The following is a 15,628-nucleotide window of genomic DNA, read 5'->3' on the forward strand; positions in this document are numbered from 1 at the left end:
GCAGCAAGGCAAGCCGCCAAGATGTTTGTTCACTTTTGTTCTCATTTTGTCAGCAGCAAAGGGTTCCCTCCCTTTGCGTCGCAAACTTCGTGACCTATCTTGAAGCCATGCGCTTCAATCAGCTTCTTTGCTCCTCTCCCAAAGGCCTTTATTGCCCGCCCGGCGATTTCTACATCGATCCGGTGCGCCCGGTGGAACGCGCGCTCATCACCCATGGGCACTCCGATCACGCACGCTCGGGCCACTCGCATGTGCTGGCAACTCCCGAAACCCTCGACATCATGGCGCTGCGCTACGGCGCAAACTTCGCGGAAGCGACGCAACCGATACACCTCGGCGAGAGCCTGACGATCAACGGCGTCCGGATAAGTTTTCATGGTGCGGGCCATGTGCTTGGCTCGGCCCAGATCGCGGTGGAAATGGACGGCGTCCGCATCGTCGCTTCCGGCGATTACAAGCGCGCAGCCGATCCGACTTGCGCGCCTTTCGAACCTGTCGCCTGCGATGTCTTCATCACCGAAGCAACCTTTGCCCTGCCGGTATTTCGTCATCCGGAGGCATCCCACGAGATCGCGACGCTTCTCAAATCAATCCGGCAATTTCCCGAGCGTGCGCATCTTGTCGGGGCTTATTCGCTGGGAAAAGCACAGCGGGTCATCAAACTCATACGCAATGCGGGCTATGCCGAGCCGATCTACATTCACGGCGCGCTGGAAAAGATCTGCGAGTATTATCAAACGCAAGGTATCGATCTCGGGCCTCTCGAACCGGCGACACTGGAACGCAACGAGGCACAGCCGGATTTTGCAGGAAAGATCATCGTCGGCCCGCCATCGGCGTTTTCCGACCGCTGGGCGCGGCGGTTTCCCGATCCCGTTCCAGCCTTCGCCTCCGGCTGGATGCGCATTCGCCAGCGCGCCAGGCAGCAAGGCGTGGAACTGCCGCTGATCATTTCCGACCATTGCGACTGGGATGAGCTGACGGCAACCATAACGGAAATCGCTCCCGCGGAAGTGTGGGTCACACATGGGCGGGAAGAAGCCCTTGTTCGCTGGTGCGAGTTGCAGAACATAGCGGCAAAGCCGCTGCACCTCGTCGGCTATGAGGATGAGGGCGACTGATGCGCGCTTTCGCCGAACTTCTCGACCGGCTGGTTCTGACGCCGCAGCGCAACGGCAAGCTGCGATTGCTCATCGACTATTTCCGCACCGCGCCGGATCCTGATCGCGGGGTGGCGCTGGCCGCGATCACCCGCGATCTTGAACTGCAAAGCGTAAAACCGGCCATGTTGCGGGCGCTCATCGCCGAGCGGACAGACCCGACATTATTTGCCTATTCCTACGACTATGTCGGTGACCTTGCCGAAACGATTTCGCTGATCTGGCCCGGCCCCAGCGAAACGGCTCCGGGCACCGATCTGCCGCTTGGCATTCTGGTGCACGAATTACAGAATGCGTCGCGCCGCGAAGGTCCGATGCTCGTAGCCGGGTGGCTCGACATACTTGGCATTTCTGAACGTTACGCGCTGTTGAAGCTTGTCACCGGCGGCCTGCGCGTCGGTGTTTCCGCCCGTCTCGCCAAACAGGCCCTGGCGGATTTCGGTGGCGTCGACGTCGTGGAAATAGAAGAACTCTGGCACGGCCAGTCACCGCCCTATGAAGCGCTTTTCGCATGGCTGGAAGGTCGCGGTGAAAAACCGGCAGCCACCGCAGCCGCGCCGTTTCGCCCAGTCATGCTGGCGACGGCCCTTGATGAAGCGGAAATTCCCGCGCTCGACGCATCCGCCTTTACCGCCGAGTGGAAATGGGACGGCATTCGCGTTCAGGCCGTCGCCGAAAACGGTATACGCCGTCTCTATTCACGCACCGGGGACGATATTTCCGGCGCGTTTCCGGATATTCTGGAAGCCATGGATTTCGAAGGTGCAATCGACGGCGAGTTGCTCGTCGGCCATCACGGCGAAACCGGCATAGAAACCGCTACCTTTTCCGACCTCCAGCAAAGGCTGAACCGCAAGACCGTAAGCGCAAAGCAGCTACGCGACTATCCGGCTTTCGTGCGGGCCTATGACCTGTTGCAGGAAGGCAACCAGCAGACCGGCACCGATCTGCGCGCCCTTCCCTTCTTGGAGCGCCGTGCCCGCCTGCAAAGTTTCGTCAGCAGGCTCGATCCACGCCGGTTCGACCTCTCACCCGTCCTGCCTTTCGCCGACTTTGGGGAACTGGCGCGGTTTCGCGCCAATCCGCCCCATCCGGTCATCGAAGGCGTCATGCTGAAACGCCATGACAGCGCCTATCTTCCCGGCCGCCCCAAGGGGCCGTGGTTCAAATGGAAGCGCGATCCCTTCACCGTCGATGCGGTGATCGTCTATGCCCAGCGCGGACATGGCAAGCGGTCCAGCTATTATTCCGATTTCACCTTTGCTGTCTGGACAGGGCCGGAAGATGAACCCGTGCTCGTGCCGGTCGGCAAGGCCTATTTCGGCTTTACCGACGAAGAACTGAAATTGCTGGACAAGTTTGTGCGCGAGAATACCACCGAACGCTTCGGGCCGGTGCGATCCGTACGCGCCGAACCCGATCATGGGCTTGTGGTGGAGGTCGCCTTTGAAGGCCTTAACCGCTCCACGCGCCACAAATCGGGCGTCGCCATGCGCTTTCCGCGGTTCTCGCGGCTTCGCTGGGACAAGCCGCCCCGCGAAGCGGACCGGCTTGAAACACTGGAAAAACTGCTGACCTGATTATTCGGCCGCCGTGGAAACGCGGATTTCGTAGATGTTGACCGGCTTGCCGGAACCGCTGAGGTCCGAATTGACCGTGATCGTGCCTGCACGGCCTGCCTTCTTGCCCGATGGCATATCCATGTCGAAAAGGAAATCGCTCGCGGAATCGCGCACGTCATAGCGCCTGCGTCCGCAATCGCCGAGACCGCCGAAATCGCAGTTGACCGACATCTGGGTCATCTTGCCATCATCAGCACGCGCCACGATATCGAAGGTCGCCGTCTTGCCCGCCAGTTGATCCAAAATGCCTTCACCCACATCGAATGTGACCGTATCTTCAGCACCGGCGGATTGGATACGGGCAAAACTGCGCGTGCCCTCCTGCCTGATTTCAGCCGTGGCGCGCCCCTTGACGGACATGCGTGTGGCCTCAGAGGGCTGGAAGATGGTTATCCATTTCAACCCGCCCGGCTCCTCGCCTTCTTTCAAAGGCGCAATATTGCCCTCGCCATGCAGCGGATTGTTCGCCGGTCCGCGGCTCAGATCGATAAAGCTGTTATAAAGCGAATAGCCGATAAAAGCCGCTACTGCGAGCACAAGCGCCGGAATGCCGTAGCTGTAGAAAGGCGAATGGCGCTTCTTCTTCCGGCGATCCTTCCGCAAGACGCCGCCTTCATAGCCAAGGTCTGAATTGCTGCGCTTCTTCTGCCGCGAAGTCGAACGAATATCGCCGGTATCGAGCGCGGGCGATGTTTGCTCCACCCTGTCGCCCAAAACCGGGTCTTCCCTCAGCGGAGCATCGAGCGTCGGCTCGTGACGAGCGCTCTTATCTTCACCAGTCTTGAATTCCTGTTCGATGCCGGAGATTGCGTCCTTCAGCTTCTGGCGACGCTGTTCCTTTTGCGCGTCGCTGAGCGCGGTGTTCGTCGCGAGCGCGCGCTCATGCGCACCCCAGGCCGATTCATAGATTCGCTGGCGGGTCGCCGGATTATATGCGTCAGCCTTGGCAAATGCATTCCTGATCGCGCGCTCGATACTTTCCAAAGGCTGCTCTTCCCTTGTTCGTTTTTCCCGCCGTTTCATCACGCCCTCAACAGGAGCTGGCGGTTCCCGATGCAGACGATTTCATAAGCCTCAGCGAAATTAACGTCTGAATCAAGGCATTTACCTGTTCATCACCCGCTTTGACTAGCCGATAAGCTTAACAGAGACACCAAATATTAACTCTGAATGCGGTTTTCCCCCATCCGTATAGTTCTGCAATACCAAACTGCACCCATTGCAGGTGCGCGAAACATCCTCAACTATAGCGGCGATTCCTTTTGGAGGTGGCGCCATAAAGAGGGAATCCCATATAGACCCGGTTCGGCATGTTCTATTGCAATGTCCGAAAGATGACTGACGACGACAGACCGGTTCGCACGCTTTTGATATTGCCGTTGGGCATGGAGATGCTAGAACTATTACGTTTACGGAAACGTCAATCATGGAGGACGATTGAAGATGGCCTTGCCGGATATTCTGAAAAGCAGATTGCGCATCCCGGTGGTGGGCGCTCCCCTATTCATCATTTCGCATCCGGCTCTGGTTATGGCGCAGTGCAAGGCAGGCGTCGTCGGTTCGTTTCCCGCGCTCAATGCCCGTCCTGAAGCGCAGCTCGACGAGTGGCTGGCGGAGATCACCGAAGGGCTTGCCGCTTACGACAATGCCAATCCGGACCAGCCATCGGCACCTTTTGCCGTCAATCAGATCGTGCACCGTTCCAACAAGCGCCTTGAGCACGATCTCGGCCTTTGCGTGAAGTACAAGGTGCCGATCGTCATCTCCTCGCTCGGTGCCGTGCCGGAGGTGAATGCGGCAATCCATTCCTATGGCGGCATCGTCCTTCATGACGTCATCAACAACCGTCACGCCAATTCGGCGATCCGCAAGGGTGCGGATGGCCTCATCGCGGTGGCGGCGGGAGCGGGCGGCCATGCGGGTTCGCTGTCGCCCTTCGCGCTCGTGCAGGAAATCCGCTCCTGGTTCGACGGCCCCCTGCTCCTTTCAGGCGCCATCGCCAATGGCGGCTCGATCCTGGCCGCGCAGGCCATGGGCGCCGACCTCGCCTATATCGGCTCGCCCTTCATTGCCACGACGGAGGCGCGTGCAACGGATGCATATAAGCAGATGATCGTCGATTCGACTTCATCCGACATCGTCTATTCAAACTACTTCACCGGCATTGCGGGCAATTACCTGAAGCCGTCCATCGCCAATTCGGGCATGGACCCCGATAACCTTCCGGAAGCCGATCCTTCCAAGATGGATTTCGAGACGGCGCAACACGAAGGCGCCAAGGCCTGGAAAGATATCTGGGGCTGCGGCCAGGGCATCGGCGCGATCCATGAAGTTGCACCTGCCGGAAAACTGATCGATCGCCTTGAGCGGGAATATAAGGAAGCGCGCCAGCGTCTCTGCGAGGGTACATGATTCCCGGCTTATTTCGGTACCGCGCTGGCGAGACGGCTGGCGCGGGACCCTTACCGTTCACATTCACAATGCAATGCCGTTTGCATCTGTCAGAATGGCCTTGTTTCCACATTGCCGGATGCCTGTGATGTCCGTGCTGTAAAAGCTTTTGAACAAACATAGAGATTGTTTGATTTGGGCCTTGCTTTCCTCCCTGCTTTTGGTTATCAGCGCACCGTCCAGCCGGAAACGGTTGGCTTCCTTCGGGAAATTGGAACGCAACGTTCCGGGCCGCTTTAGCTCAGTTGGTAGAGCACATCATTCGTAATGATGGGGTCGCGTGTTCGAGTCACGCAAGCGGCACCAAAAACTCCTTAAAATCCAAGCATTTAATGACATTAGGGCAAGCGCATATGCGGAATGCCATTTTCGCGGAACCATTATGGAACCACACTGAAAAGTGTTCCCATATTGCGCAAACCTATCTTTTCGCCCCCCCCCAATCCGTTTACGTTCTCACGATGAATAAGCGCGCCGATCTAATTTTACGGATCACCTTCATTCTGTTGCCCGCTGTCGTGATTGCGGGGATCATTGCAAAGGCGTTCGGCCTCGACCGATGAAGCAACAAACGCCCCTCCCACCGCTGCGCACCAAGCTTGCGCGATGAGGCTTGCTTGCATCGGAGAAAGCTCGACCCGTTGCCCTTCCACCTCAACGAAAATATTGCGGCCCTCACGAATAGGGTGAAGGCCGCGAATGAGTGAAATCGTTGGCGTCATCTGTGGAAAAGCCACCCCCAGATTTTGAGACTGTTTTCATATAACGAGGCAAAACCAACAATGATTGCTAGGACAGTAATCGCCATCCATTTCACGACATGCCCCATTGTGCGCACAGTTGCATAGAACTTCATCGCATCTTCGAGCGTATCGATATCGTCTTCGTCCAGTTTGGACAGAAATTCTTTTGTCCGGTCTGGAAGCTCGTTCATGCGGTTGACGGTAGGTGCTTCTGTGTCCATTGGCGTCATGCCTTCCACCCGCACATTTTTGCGCCTTTTTCATTATGAGCCAGCATCGCGGATACCTCTCGATCAGTCATAGCCGCCAATGCGGCAGGGGATGGCCGCAAAGGACTCGCGACCAGACAGAATGAGCCTTGCGGGCTGGCACAGGCCGAGAGTGCGCAGAGAGCGGCCAGAGCAATTACCTTGACCATTTCGACAGCCTTTCCCGGTTTGTCTGAGGCTCGCGACCAGCCACAGCAGCGTCAATCTCATCGGCAAAGCTCTTAGCTGAGGTGTTTGCTTCGGTCTGGCGGGATTTCTCCACGCCTTTGCCGTCGCTTCGACCTTTGAAATAAACGCCAAGAACGCCGAACGCTCCGGCGATGACATAAATCAGCCAGGCAGGAGCGCCGCCGACCAGCGATAGGATGAGCTCAACCATTGCGCTGCTCCTTCTTGGCGGGTGCTTTGTTTGGGATCAGCCAGACTAGCAGCGCAGTAAACGCGGCAACGATGGCGTTTGCGGTCGCGTCGTCAACTCCCAGATCGATGCCGAAGTACGAGCGAATGAAAGCCAGGATTGCCATGACAACAGCGGCGAGAAACTTGTTATACTTGCTCACGGGGTTTCCCTTTGAATACGGCCGCAATTGCAGCGATTAGCTTCACAACCAGCGCGGCGAGTCCGCTGGGTTGCGGCGCTGGATCACAGGTCGGAGGAGAACTTGGGGCTTCCGGGGGCTTACTTGGACCCTCTGAGGGCGATGCATTGCCGACACCATACCCTTCGGCTCGCAAGGCATCGTCATAATCCCGGGCATACCCGGCGATCAACGCCGCGCTATCCAAGCCATTGATGACCCGGCGCGCATTGGTGAAATCTGATTTCTGGAGAGTGATGAAGTCCGATAGTTTCGCACCGGTATAGTTGCCCTCAACCATGTCTTTGATGACAGCGTGGGCGGCTTCAGCGGGATCTACAATCTTGTCCGGATTGCTTTCCAGACCCACGCGGCGGAAGTTCTTGCGCCCTGTACGCTGCTCATACCCGCCGCCACGATATTTATAGCCGTCGCCTTTCTGCGTATTGCCAAGCTCAGCGGCCTTCTTCGGGTTGCCGAGGCCGTATACACGTTCAGCCAAGGCTTGAGGATTTCCGGCCAGCGTCTGCGCTTCAGCCTTCGTGACCTTCGCGGAATGCTTGGCTCCGAACACCTCAAGGATGCGTTCGGCCCGATAGTTCATGTTTTCGCGGACGGGCTTCATTTTCCCGCCCGTCTCATGTCGAACCGTCGCAAGGACGTAGGCGAGTTGGTTTCGCAATAGTCCACGCTCTCGCCCCAACTCAATCAAGAGGCGGGTATCGCCAGCGGTCATATTCATTGGTTTTACCTTTCAGGCACAAAAAAACCGCCTCGAGGGCGGCGGATATCGTAGGATTTTGCGAAATGTCAGAGCTTCGCGGCCTCGCGCCAGAAGTCGTCCCGCTGCTCCAGCGTCCAATTCATCGCCTGTCGAACCACGTCCGTCAGCCAGTGCAAGCGATTGAAGTTCTGAGCGCCGACAACGAACATCTGAGCGTTGAACTTGTCGTCTTCCGTTGGAAGCTGATCGATGATGGCTTGCAATGGTGCCGGGATAACCCCGCCCTGCATTGCCGCAAGAGCTTCTTCCTTGCTGATGATCCCGATAACGGCCAGATATTGGAAGAACTGGCGTCGGCTGATTTCGTCGGGAGCGGGCTCTGGCCCCGGGTCAGGTTTTGAATACTCTAGAATGGGGCCATAATTGCCGCTTAACGCATCATCCCACAGTTTCCGCCCTTCTGGGGTATCGTAGTTGTCACGGATGCAAACCGGTATCGTTCCCAAATCTGAAGTTACGACTACCCCGCCAAGAATGGTGTGTTCCGCATCCAGCCACTTCAGTTCAATGACGTTTTCGATAATCATCACGCGATCCTTTTCACCAAAGTAGCGTTTCCTGGGCTAAGGGTCGCCCCGACCACCTGCCACGTCCCGAAGCCAATACCGCCACTATTGGCAGTAGTTCCCGCCAAATCCAGATCGGACCCCGCGACAGTGCTGTACGGCTGAATGGTCCCTTGTAGAATTTTCTTTGCGAATGCGTACCCGCCAACAGGCAGTGTTTCCGCAAGCATGTAGTCTTTTGTTCTGGCGTAAGATTGGCTGTCTACGTAAGTCTTGACATTGCCCATGCCGCTGACCTCAAGCCAGCCGGGGATATTAACTTTTCCAGAGCTGAATGCCTCCAGTATTGCACTGCCAGAATAGCCATTAGCAACGCGCCACCCGCCATCAACCGTGTCAGAAATGTTTGCTTCCATCCGATAGCCGATAACAGCCCCCGGAGAAATCATGTAAATTTTCGGTATTACTGCGCGGACTTCGAAAGTAGAGATAGTTCTTAATGCGCCAGTTAATACGCCGCCACTGAGATTAAGCTTTCCGTCCAATGCATTCTGCGTGGCTGTGCTGATAGGCTTATTGGCGTCAGACGTGTTGTCAACATTACCAAGTCCAACGTCTGCCTTGACGATCCAGCTTTTGATCCACGTTTTTATGTTCCCCCATGTAATTTTATACATGGTCGAACCGCCAGCCTCGACACCCGCAACAAAATCACCATCTGCGGGCGTGGCTTTACCGTTTGCGGCGGCGACTGTCGCCCCAACACTGGTCAAATTAATCAAGGCTTTGACCTTTGACCAAAGCACCCGCTTTAGATTACCCTCATCTTCGCTATCGGTCACAACTAAACCGTCAGCATCAACAGGGGCGTCTTTCAATGGTGAAGCGAGAATATCAGCGCTGGCAATAGCGCCTAGATTTTCGCGTGCGTCTGTCGCGTTTGTTGCACCTGTTCCGCCAGCGGTGATTGGTCGAGCATTATTCGCGTCTGCTGTAAGATCATCGACCAGTGCATTGTACGGCGCACTGCGGATAGTCGTGTCCGGCACACCTTTGGTCCCGGCTGGCGGGGTATAGACGCCATCTGTTCTTGGCATGGCATTCTCCATAGAAAAAGCCGCCCAAAATGGACGGCTGACAATCTCGACTTTAAGTAGCGACTCAGCTTCTCTAGCACCGCAACTTTTTGGGGAGGCTAAAATGAGTGCATACGTTGTAGCGTACGATCTTAAAGAGCAGGGCCAGAACTACGACTGCATTATCGAGAAGATAAAATCGTACGGAACTCACTGGCACATGCAGAAGTCTGTTTGGATAGTCGTAACTTCTGACACATCCGAGAAAATCTACAACAAACTGCAACCATGTCTTGATGACAACGACCGATTGTTTGTTGGAGAATTAACCAGTGACTGCACTTGGTCAAACGGTTACGGAGATAAAGTTACTGCTTGGCTCACTAAAAATCTTTAGCATTAACCTACCGGCTCTTTAGGAAACTCTTCCGGTTTGGCTCCGGTCACTATGTACAGCGAGAATGCCTCCGCCCGTTCAACCACCTTCTCGGGACTTCCTTGGAAATCTTTGAGGGCAAGGCGGAGGCATTCGAGACGAAGTTCACGTTCAGACATTTCCAGATCCTCTTTTTTAATGCGTGGCTCGCGGCAAGCTTTTTCTGTTGCGCTCGCCTCAATCTTTCTCGCTTCACTGTCTGACATGGATACTTCCCTTTTCTTCAATGTTGAGGCATGGTGGCCGCCATGAGCCGTATCGCCCAAATCGCCTGTGTCGTTATTTTCATCGCCTTGATGGTTGCAATCCATCAGGGTTTTTTGTCGTTGCAGAACTGGTTTTCCGGAGATTTCCCAGTCGGCTTTGGAGTTGGCGTAATTTTCACGCTTGGTCTGGTTTTTCTTATCCAGAAGTTAGAAACCGGAAGAAATACGGGCAGCGTTCAATCCGGAACTGAGAAGAAGCATTCGCGCGACATTATCGATCTTTGACGCCGGTAGCTGCCCTTGACGGGCCTGAAGCCTCATAATGGCGTCTACAACTGCCTCACGATTTCCTGCAATTGCTTCGGCCAAGCTGGCGTTGTTCGCGCCTCGGCTGTTTTTCAAAATGCTACCCGCTACCTTTTCGACGGCCCGAACTGCCGCTGACCGCGCCGCGCCCATCGTACCCCCAGCCATAGTCGCTTCTCTCATTCCAAATTTCGGTGCAGCTTCCGCGCCAAGTTCTTGCATGGCAGCATTTCGAGCAGCTGTCTCACTGTTGCGGGTAACAATCTGGCTTGTATCTGCAAAACGCGCTTCCCGGTCGAGCAGGTTCAATGCCCGCTCAGCACGATCCGGCCCGAACAGCATACCGATGCGATCCCGGTTCCAGTCGCCCTCTCCCTTCAGGACGTTTTTCAACGCAACAACGTCATTGGCTTTCGTTCCTACCTGCCGATCAATATCTGCGCGTGCCGCCTGCTTCATGCGGAAAGTTTGCGCCGAGGGGCCGACCATCAATCCTTCAGGATTGACACCCTCGACTATCGCCTGCCGCAATTCGTCGGGTCGCAAGGCTTCGCGGCCACTATCGAGCGCCTTTACGCCCATGCGAAGACCTTCATTCTGGCGAGCGAGTTCCTGAAACTGGGCATCCGCCATTTTGATACCGGGAACGTTGCGGGCAAGCGTATCATCAATCTGCTTCCGCGCATTTGTATAGACCTGAATAGCCTGCGGGTTGGTTTCGGTCGCAAGACGCCCGTCAATCGCATTTCTCGTTTGAAATAATGTGTAAGGGTTGCTGTCCAGCGCGTCGCCCTGTGGAATGTTCAGCCAACTGCGGATTTCCTTCGCGGCTTTCTGGGCTGGACCGCGCATTTTGAATGCCTGCCCTTCCAGTTCATTTGCGAGTATCGTCGTATCAACCGGCAGTGCCTGCCTGAAGGACTCCCCGTAGGCGGGACCAACGGCGCGTTGCCCTTCCCGGATTGTGTCATTAATCGCTCGTGGATTGGAAACCGGACCAAGTGCATCATCCAGCCCGCTGATAACACGCTGATTTGCTCCAGCGTTGCGGCCCGCGATAGCATTGCGAACGATTTCCTGAGCGCGTCCCGGCGTAGCTGCCAGCGCACCGGCCTGGCGCTGGAGGTTAGGGCCGAGGTCCATCAGCATTGCATCAGGCCCCAAATCGGCCAATTGCGTTCGAACGCCGATTGCATCCAGACCGTCCGCGCCAATCGCACGATTGAGTTTAGAGAGCGCCGAGGGTGTCATGTTGGCGGATTTCGCGGCGGATCGTGCGGCAAGCACGTTACCGACCTTGCGAGCACCGGCTCCGACCATTTGCCCGACCGCTGGACCAGCGAGCCCAGACGCCAACCCAGCACCAAATCCCCACTTCATCGCTTCCGGATCAAAGTCTGATCGGATAGCACTATCCGCTGTACCCAATGTCATGCCAGACGCACCGGACGCCAATGAGCGCGCCAACAAACCACCGCCGCCAGCACCGAATGCAGCCGGTGCAGCCATGATCAGAGGTGCTGTACCAGCAACTCCACCGGCAATGCCCACTCCGGTTTGAACATAAGGATGCTCCCTACCGAAAGCCTCGTCCTTGCCTTTCTGGCTGGCGAGTGCGTTTTCATAGCGCTCGCTCCAAGTATCGCCGGGAATGACATTGCTACCGATAGGCGTCTTATCCAGTGCCGCATCAATCGCAGCGCCAGCCTTGCCCAGCAAAGGCCCAACGACTGGAGCGCTCGTAATGAACGTTCGCATCACATTGTCAGCATTCACGCTGCCGTCATGGCCGATCACTTCCTTTCGCCAGTTCGTCGGGCCAACCGTGCCGTCATTTTCAAAGGACTGACTGCCGCCTTGACCGCTGGAGAAACTGCGGTATGCGTTGAGTGCCGAATTCTGGTCTGGAGCATCGACTTCATAGGTCTTGCCGTCAGAGCCTTGGATTTCAAAGATTGCCATTATGGTTTCACCCTGATTTTCACGCCGCCGCCAACATCGTTCCAGCCGCCTGTTGCCTTTTGAGTTTCCGATTGAAACTGCTTGAACAACTCATAGGGATTTGGGAGTTGGGAGATTTGCCTGTCAGCATCCTGCCAAGTGATATCCCCGCGCTGAGCCTGACGGGCGATTTCAGCGGCATTGATCTTGTTTTGGGCTACGGCCTTCATCGTGTTGGCGATAATTTCATTGCCGCCTTGCGTATTGCGGAGGTTCGGCAGGCTCTGGAGGAACATCGCCACGTCACGATCAGACGACGAACCGGAGCCAACAGCCCGCATTTGAGGAGCAAGGCGAGAGGTGATCGCCTCATACGCCTGAATGTCATTTAGCCCATCAATTTTGATACCAAGGGCATCAGCGTAGGGGCCGATAGCTGCTAACACCTGAGCACCTTTGCCCGTTCCTATCTGGGTGCCAAGGTCGAGCAATTGCTGCATATCTGCTATCGTTTGAGGAGCAGTCTGACCGGCCATAACAATATCGTCAAACCGCTTGGCAGCTGCTTCGTCGCTCTTTTTCACAAATTCGCTGCCGTTTTGCCCGTTATTTACCGTAACAAGCGGCCCTTTTCCGCCGCTAATCATGAACTGCTGATATTCCACAGTACCCGGAACCAACCCGGCCTGCTGCGCACGAATATTCAGCGCCCGAACACTATCCGGCAACATAGCATCAGGGTTTTGGAGCGCTTTGACTTTCGCCTGCGCCTCGATAAGTTGTGCCTGCCGCAAAGGATCACGCGCCTGCGCCGCTTCCTCATACTGCTGTTGAAACAGCCAGTTTTCGCGAGCAGCTTGCTGCTGTCGCATTTCCTGTCCTTGCTGCATTTCTTGCTGGAACATCATCTGCGCAATACGTTTCTGTTCCTCAGGGACGAACGGATTGCTCAGGACTTCCCCAAGCAGTTGCAGGCGATTATTGTTCTGTGGCACGGCCTGCGGCTGTACCGGTGCACGATCCATTGACGGCGCTGGAGGAAAATAACCAGAGGCGTCAGCAACCTGCTGAGAAACCTGCGCTTGCGGAGCCAGAGCGCCACCGAACGCCATATCATTCTGGCGTAGCAGTTCAGCCGATGGGCCGGCTGGCGCTTGCGAAGCCGGTTGCTGTGGAAGCGCAGTCATTTGCTGCGGCTGACCGCCCTGAAACGGCATACCACTTGCCGCCGAAAGCTGCGGATTGCCGGTAAAATCGTATGGGGCCACGGCAGGCGCAGACTGCGCGGCGACACGCTGCGCACCTTCATCGACAAATCGCAATCCACCATCATCATAAGTCAGCTGTGGCCCACCGAATGTAGCGCGCGCGCCATCGGCTGGAGCATTTCCAGCGAACGACGATGGGCCATAATCACCGGCTCGAATTGTTGCCCCTCCTGCCTGAGTAATACCTATAGAGGGGTCAAGACTTGCAACTTGCACGCCGCCAGCCTTGGCATATTTCGCCGCCCGCGCTGCTCGATGTTCCGGGGCGGGACGCAAGAAGTCATTGACGATGGCCTGCGCCGCCGTTGCCGTGTCTGGAGCCGATAGAATAGAGCGAGCCGCCTTTCCTTCAGACCCAAAAAATGGCAAATTTTCAACGCCTTGAACTGGAAGTCCAAGCTCGCCAGCTAGAAAATCAAGCTGCGCATCGGTATTCGATGGATCAACACCGCGTTGCTGCGCAAACTGTTCGTAGGCCACCCGGCGCGGGCCGGTCAGCTGATAAAGGCCATACCCACCGCGAGAGCCAGGAACGATAGGATTTTTCTCATTAATGCCCGGGTTCAGGCCGCTTTCATCCTGAAAATTCATGACAAAGGCGTCAGCAACATGTGAAGGAAGGCCGCGAGCTTCTAGGCCCTGTTTGATTTCAGCCGCCTTTGGCGTCGATGCTATAGCCGTTCCCGTTGCAACACCGCTCGTTGGTGAAGCCCCGGCAGCAACAGAGGATGGATAAGCAGGCGCATTGCCAAAGCCGTTCATCATCTGCGAGAAAAGCGCGCTGCCCTTCTGTCTCTGTTCGTCGGCGTATTGCTCGCCCTGGCTGATTTTCCGCTGCTCCAATGCCGCGCCCAAGCCATCACTGAGGGCATAGAGCCAGCCGCCGGGCCGCGAGTACTGCTCTGGACCGCCGCTCATGAGGTCGCGCACGCGGCGGCGAGCTTCCTGAAGCTGTTCCGGCGTCTTGTAGGGCGTGCCTTGGCCGAAAATGAAAGATGGAAGGGACATTATTTTCCTCCAAGAGCCAATTGATAGTTGACGGCGAGAAGCCCGCTTGGCGTCTTCGCAACAGCTTCCGGCTTCTTCTTTCGGACTTCCTGCGCCAACAGGCCGATGCGCTTAGGAGAGCTTTCAGGTTCGCCCTTGTAACGGTACTCGTAAACGTTCATGCCGTTTGCGCGGCCAACCTTCTCGATATCCTTCTTGGCGCGTTCGTCCGAGAGCTTGAAAGGTGTCGTTAGCAAGCTGGTCAATCCACCAAGAAAGCCGTTCATCTGGCTCATCTGCTGGTTATACGCGCCCATATCGTTCGCATATTTCTGCTGAACCAGACCGGCATAATCGACCGTGGGGATGCCCTGTATCTGGGAGCCACCGAACTGCGGCTTGCTGACCTGTGCACCGTTCATGAGCGCGGTGATTTCGTTGATCGGTCGAGCGCGTTCTTCGTACCGCTCGTTCAATGCCTGCTGACGCTGTGTGTTGGCCGCGTTGAACTGCGCAAGCTGCGAATTCAGCAATTGGTCCTGAAGCGCATTGTTTCCGCCAATTGCTGTGTTCTTGTTCTGATACATCTGCTGTTTCGCAGAGTTTCCAAAGCTAGCCTGATCGCGAGAGAGGCCAGCAAGGCGGCTCTGCTCCTGCCCAGCTGCAAGAAGCACAGAGGTGCGCTGATCGTTCACACCCTGATCAAAATTGCGCATTGCCTCGCGATAGGCCGTAGTTCCCAACTGAATGCCCTGATTGGCAAGCCTCTGCTCTAGCGCTGCGCGTTCCTGATCGATTTTCGGCTGGAGTCGGCCCATCATCGCATCCTGAACGGCCTGCTTGTCTGTCGAAAAGTCATCAACGTAACTTGTCTGAAGGTCTGGGCCACTTTCGAACTGCTGATAGTTCGGATTGGTGATTTTCGAAGCATCACCACCGGCAGGAAGGCCGTCAAGATTGATCGGTTGGCCGAGCAGTCCCTGAAGACGCCCCGACTGGTCACGTGCCAGCTGAGCGAGGTTCAGATTGGTCGCATTGTTGGCGTCCGCAATACGTTGCTGCTCGGGCGAATAGGTGACGGTATCGGTGAACGTCGGGATTTGATACGACTTGCCTGAACTGGGATCATAGATCGTCTGCGTACCGGTCTGAGTTCGCGTCAGCGAGCCGTCCGGCGTCACCTGATTGGGTTGCTGAAACCATGCATTGGCCGTTGCCGTGCTGATATTGGTGCCGGTCTGGGCCGCTGCGGTTTCTTTTGGGTCTGGAGCCTTGGGCGCTTTGGGTTTTCCCAT

Annotated in this window: 15 protein-coding genes and 1 tRNA gene; 4 read left to right on the plus strand and 12 right to left on the minus strand. The window is 56.2% G+C overall.

The annotated features are described in order from the left end of the window. The first annotated feature begins 107 nt into the window (after window positions 1-107). Together J9800_RS03970 and J9800_RS03975 are read left to right on the plus strand one after the other, a co-directional pair. Window positions 108-1,121 (plus strand): ligase-associated DNA damage response exonuclease, encoded by a 1,014-nt coding sequence (locus J9800_RS03970; protein WP_114214669.1) that lies wholly within the window; start codon window positions 108-110, stop codon window positions 1,119-1,121. Beyond that, entirely contained in the window at window positions 1,121-2,740 is a 1,620-nt protein-coding gene (locus J9800_RS03975) for a cisplatin damage response ATP-dependent DNA ligase (protein ID WP_114214668.1), read from the plus strand. Before J9800_RS03970 ends, J9800_RS03975 begins: the two co-directional genes overlap by 1 nt. On the opposite strand, the gene J9800_RS03980 is transcribed toward J9800_RS03975, so the two are convergent. After that, entirely contained in the window at window positions 2,741-3,766 is a 1,026-nt protein-coding gene (locus J9800_RS03980; RefSeq protein ID WP_114214667.1) for a hypothetical protein, read from the minus strand. A gap of 459 nt (window positions 3,767-4,225) precedes the next feature. On the opposite strand from J9800_RS03980, the gene J9800_RS03985 reads away from it, so the two are divergent. Together J9800_RS03985 and J9800_RS03990 are read left to right on the plus strand one after the other, a co-directional pair. After that, entirely contained in the window at window positions 4,226-5,194 is a 969-nt protein-coding gene (locus tag J9800_RS03985; protein ID WP_114214666.1) for an NAD(P)H-dependent flavin oxidoreductase, read from the plus strand. 269 nt (window positions 5,195-5,463) lie between these two features. Further along, a tRNA-Thr gene (locus J9800_RS03990) sits at window positions 5,464-5,539 on the plus strand. Between the two features lie 179 nt (window positions 5,540-5,718). Here the strand turns inward: J9800_RS03990 and J9800_RS03995 are convergent. The 11 genes from J9800_RS03995 to J9800_RS04050 form a co-directional block, all read right to left on the minus strand. Next, window positions 5,719-5,955, minus strand: coding sequence for a hypothetical protein (locus J9800_RS03995; protein WP_210845536.1), 237 nt, complete (start codon window positions 5,953-5,955; stop codon window positions 5,719-5,721). Beyond that, the gene (locus J9800_RS04000; RefSeq protein WP_286191485.1) at window positions 5,952-6,197 is read right to left on the minus strand and encodes a hypothetical protein; all 246 of its coding nucleotides are present in this window, start codon (window positions 6,195-6,197) and stop codon (window positions 5,952-5,954) included. The genes J9800_RS03995 and J9800_RS04000 overlap by 4 nt, the downstream gene beginning before the upstream one ends. Window positions 6,198-6,381: 184 nt before the next feature. After that, the gene (locus tag J9800_RS04005; protein WP_210845538.1) at window positions 6,382-6,624 is read right to left on the minus strand and encodes a hypothetical protein; all 243 of its coding nucleotides are present in this window, start codon (window positions 6,622-6,624) and stop codon (window positions 6,382-6,384) included. Further along, window positions 6,617-6,805 (minus strand): hypothetical protein, encoded by a 189-nt coding sequence (locus tag J9800_RS04010; protein ID WP_210845540.1) that lies wholly within the window; start codon window positions 6,803-6,805, stop codon window positions 6,617-6,619. Before J9800_RS04010 ends, J9800_RS04005 begins: the two co-directional genes overlap by 8 nt. Beyond that, window positions 6,792-7,565, minus strand: a complete 774-nt coding sequence (locus J9800_RS04015) for a hypothetical protein (protein WP_210845542.1) — start codon at window positions 7,563-7,565, stop codon at window positions 6,792-6,794. Before J9800_RS04015 ends, J9800_RS04010 begins: the two co-directional genes overlap by 14 nt. Window positions 7,566-7,633: 68 nt before the next feature. After that, window positions 7,634-8,134 (minus strand): hypothetical protein, encoded by a 501-nt coding sequence (locus J9800_RS04020; RefSeq protein WP_210845543.1) that lies wholly within the window; start codon window positions 8,132-8,134, stop codon window positions 7,634-7,636. Next, the gene (locus tag J9800_RS22010) at window positions 8,134-9,210 is read right to left on the minus strand and encodes a hypothetical protein (protein WP_286191488.1); all 1,077 of its coding nucleotides are present in this window, start codon (window positions 9,208-9,210) and stop codon (window positions 8,134-8,136) included. Before J9800_RS22010 ends, J9800_RS04020 begins: the two co-directional genes overlap by 1 nt. 378 nt (window positions 9,211-9,588) lie before the next feature. Continuing rightward, window positions 9,589-9,936: a hypothetical protein gene (locus J9800_RS04035; protein WP_210845553.1), complete on the minus strand. Its 348-nt coding sequence runs from the start codon at window positions 9,934-9,936 to the stop codon at window positions 9,589-9,591. A 102-nt stretch (window positions 9,937-10,038) separates the two neighbouring features. Then, window positions 10,039-12,099, minus strand: a complete 2,061-nt coding sequence (locus J9800_RS04040; protein ID WP_502710099.1) for a hypothetical protein — start codon at window positions 12,097-12,099, stop codon at window positions 10,039-10,041. Next, window positions 12,099-14,276: a phage tail tip lysozyme gene (locus J9800_RS04045; RefSeq protein WP_210845555.1), complete on the minus strand. Its 2,178-nt coding sequence runs from the start codon at window positions 14,274-14,276 to the stop codon at window positions 12,099-12,101. The genes J9800_RS04040 and J9800_RS04045 overlap by 1 nt, the downstream gene beginning before the upstream one ends. Before the next feature lie 77 nt (window positions 14,277-14,353). Further along, the gene (locus tag J9800_RS04050; RefSeq protein WP_210845557.1) at window positions 14,354-15,628 is read right to left on the minus strand and encodes a tail fiber domain-containing protein; all 1,275 of its coding nucleotides are present in this window, start codon (window positions 15,626-15,628) and stop codon (window positions 14,354-14,356) included.

The sequence above is a fragment of the Ochrobactrum sp. AP1BH01-1 genome (genome assembly GCF_018066705.1).
Taxonomy (GTDB): Bacteria; Pseudomonadota; Alphaproteobacteria; order Rhizobiales; family Rhizobiaceae; genus Brucella.

Excerpts from the sequence above, each read along its gene's own strand:
- J9800_RS03970 (WP_114214669.1), top strand. The coding sequence starts at position 108 with ATGCGCTTCAATCAGCTTCTTTGCTCCTCTCCCAAAGGCCTTTATTGC.
- J9800_RS04020 (WP_210845543.1), bottom strand. The coding sequence starts at position 8,134 with ATGATTATCGAAAACGTCATTGAACTGAAGTGGCTGGATGCGGAACAC.
- J9800_RS03995 (WP_210845536.1), bottom strand. The coding sequence starts at position 5,955 with ATGACGCCAACGATTTCACTCATTCGCGGCCTTCACCCTATTCGTGAG.
- J9800_RS04040 (WP_502710099.1), bottom strand. The coding sequence starts at position 12,099 with ATGGCAATCTTTGAAATCCAAGGCTCTGACGGCAAGACCTATGAAGTC.
- J9800_RS22010 (WP_286191488.1), bottom strand. The coding sequence starts at position 9,210 with ATGCCAAGAACAGATGGCGTCTATACCCCGCCAGCCGGGACCAAAGGT.
- J9800_RS04050 (WP_210845557.1), bottom strand. The coding sequence starts at position 15,628 with ATGGGAAAACCCAAAGCGCCCAAGGCTCCAGACCCAAAAGAAACCGCA.
- J9800_RS04035 (WP_210845553.1), bottom strand. The coding sequence starts at position 9,936 with ATGGATTGCAACCATCAAGGCGATGAAAATAACGACACAGGCGATTTG.
- J9800_RS04000 (WP_286191485.1), bottom strand. The coding sequence starts at position 6,197 with ATGGACACAGAAGCACCTACCGTCAACCGCATGAACGAGCTTCCAGAC.
- J9800_RS03975 (WP_114214668.1), top strand. The coding sequence starts at position 1,121 with ATGCGCGCTTTCGCCGAACTTCTCGACCGGCTGGTTCTGACGCCGCAG.
- J9800_RS04015 (WP_210845542.1), bottom strand. The coding sequence starts at position 7,565 with ATGAATATGACCGCTGGCGATACCCGCCTCTTGATTGAGTTGGGGCGA.
- J9800_RS04005 (WP_210845538.1), bottom strand. The coding sequence starts at position 6,624 with ATGGTTGAGCTCATCCTATCGCTGGTCGGCGGCGCTCCTGCCTGGCTG.
- J9800_RS03985 (WP_114214666.1), top strand. The coding sequence starts at position 4,226 with ATGGCCTTGCCGGATATTCTGAAAAGCAGATTGCGCATCCCGGTGGTG.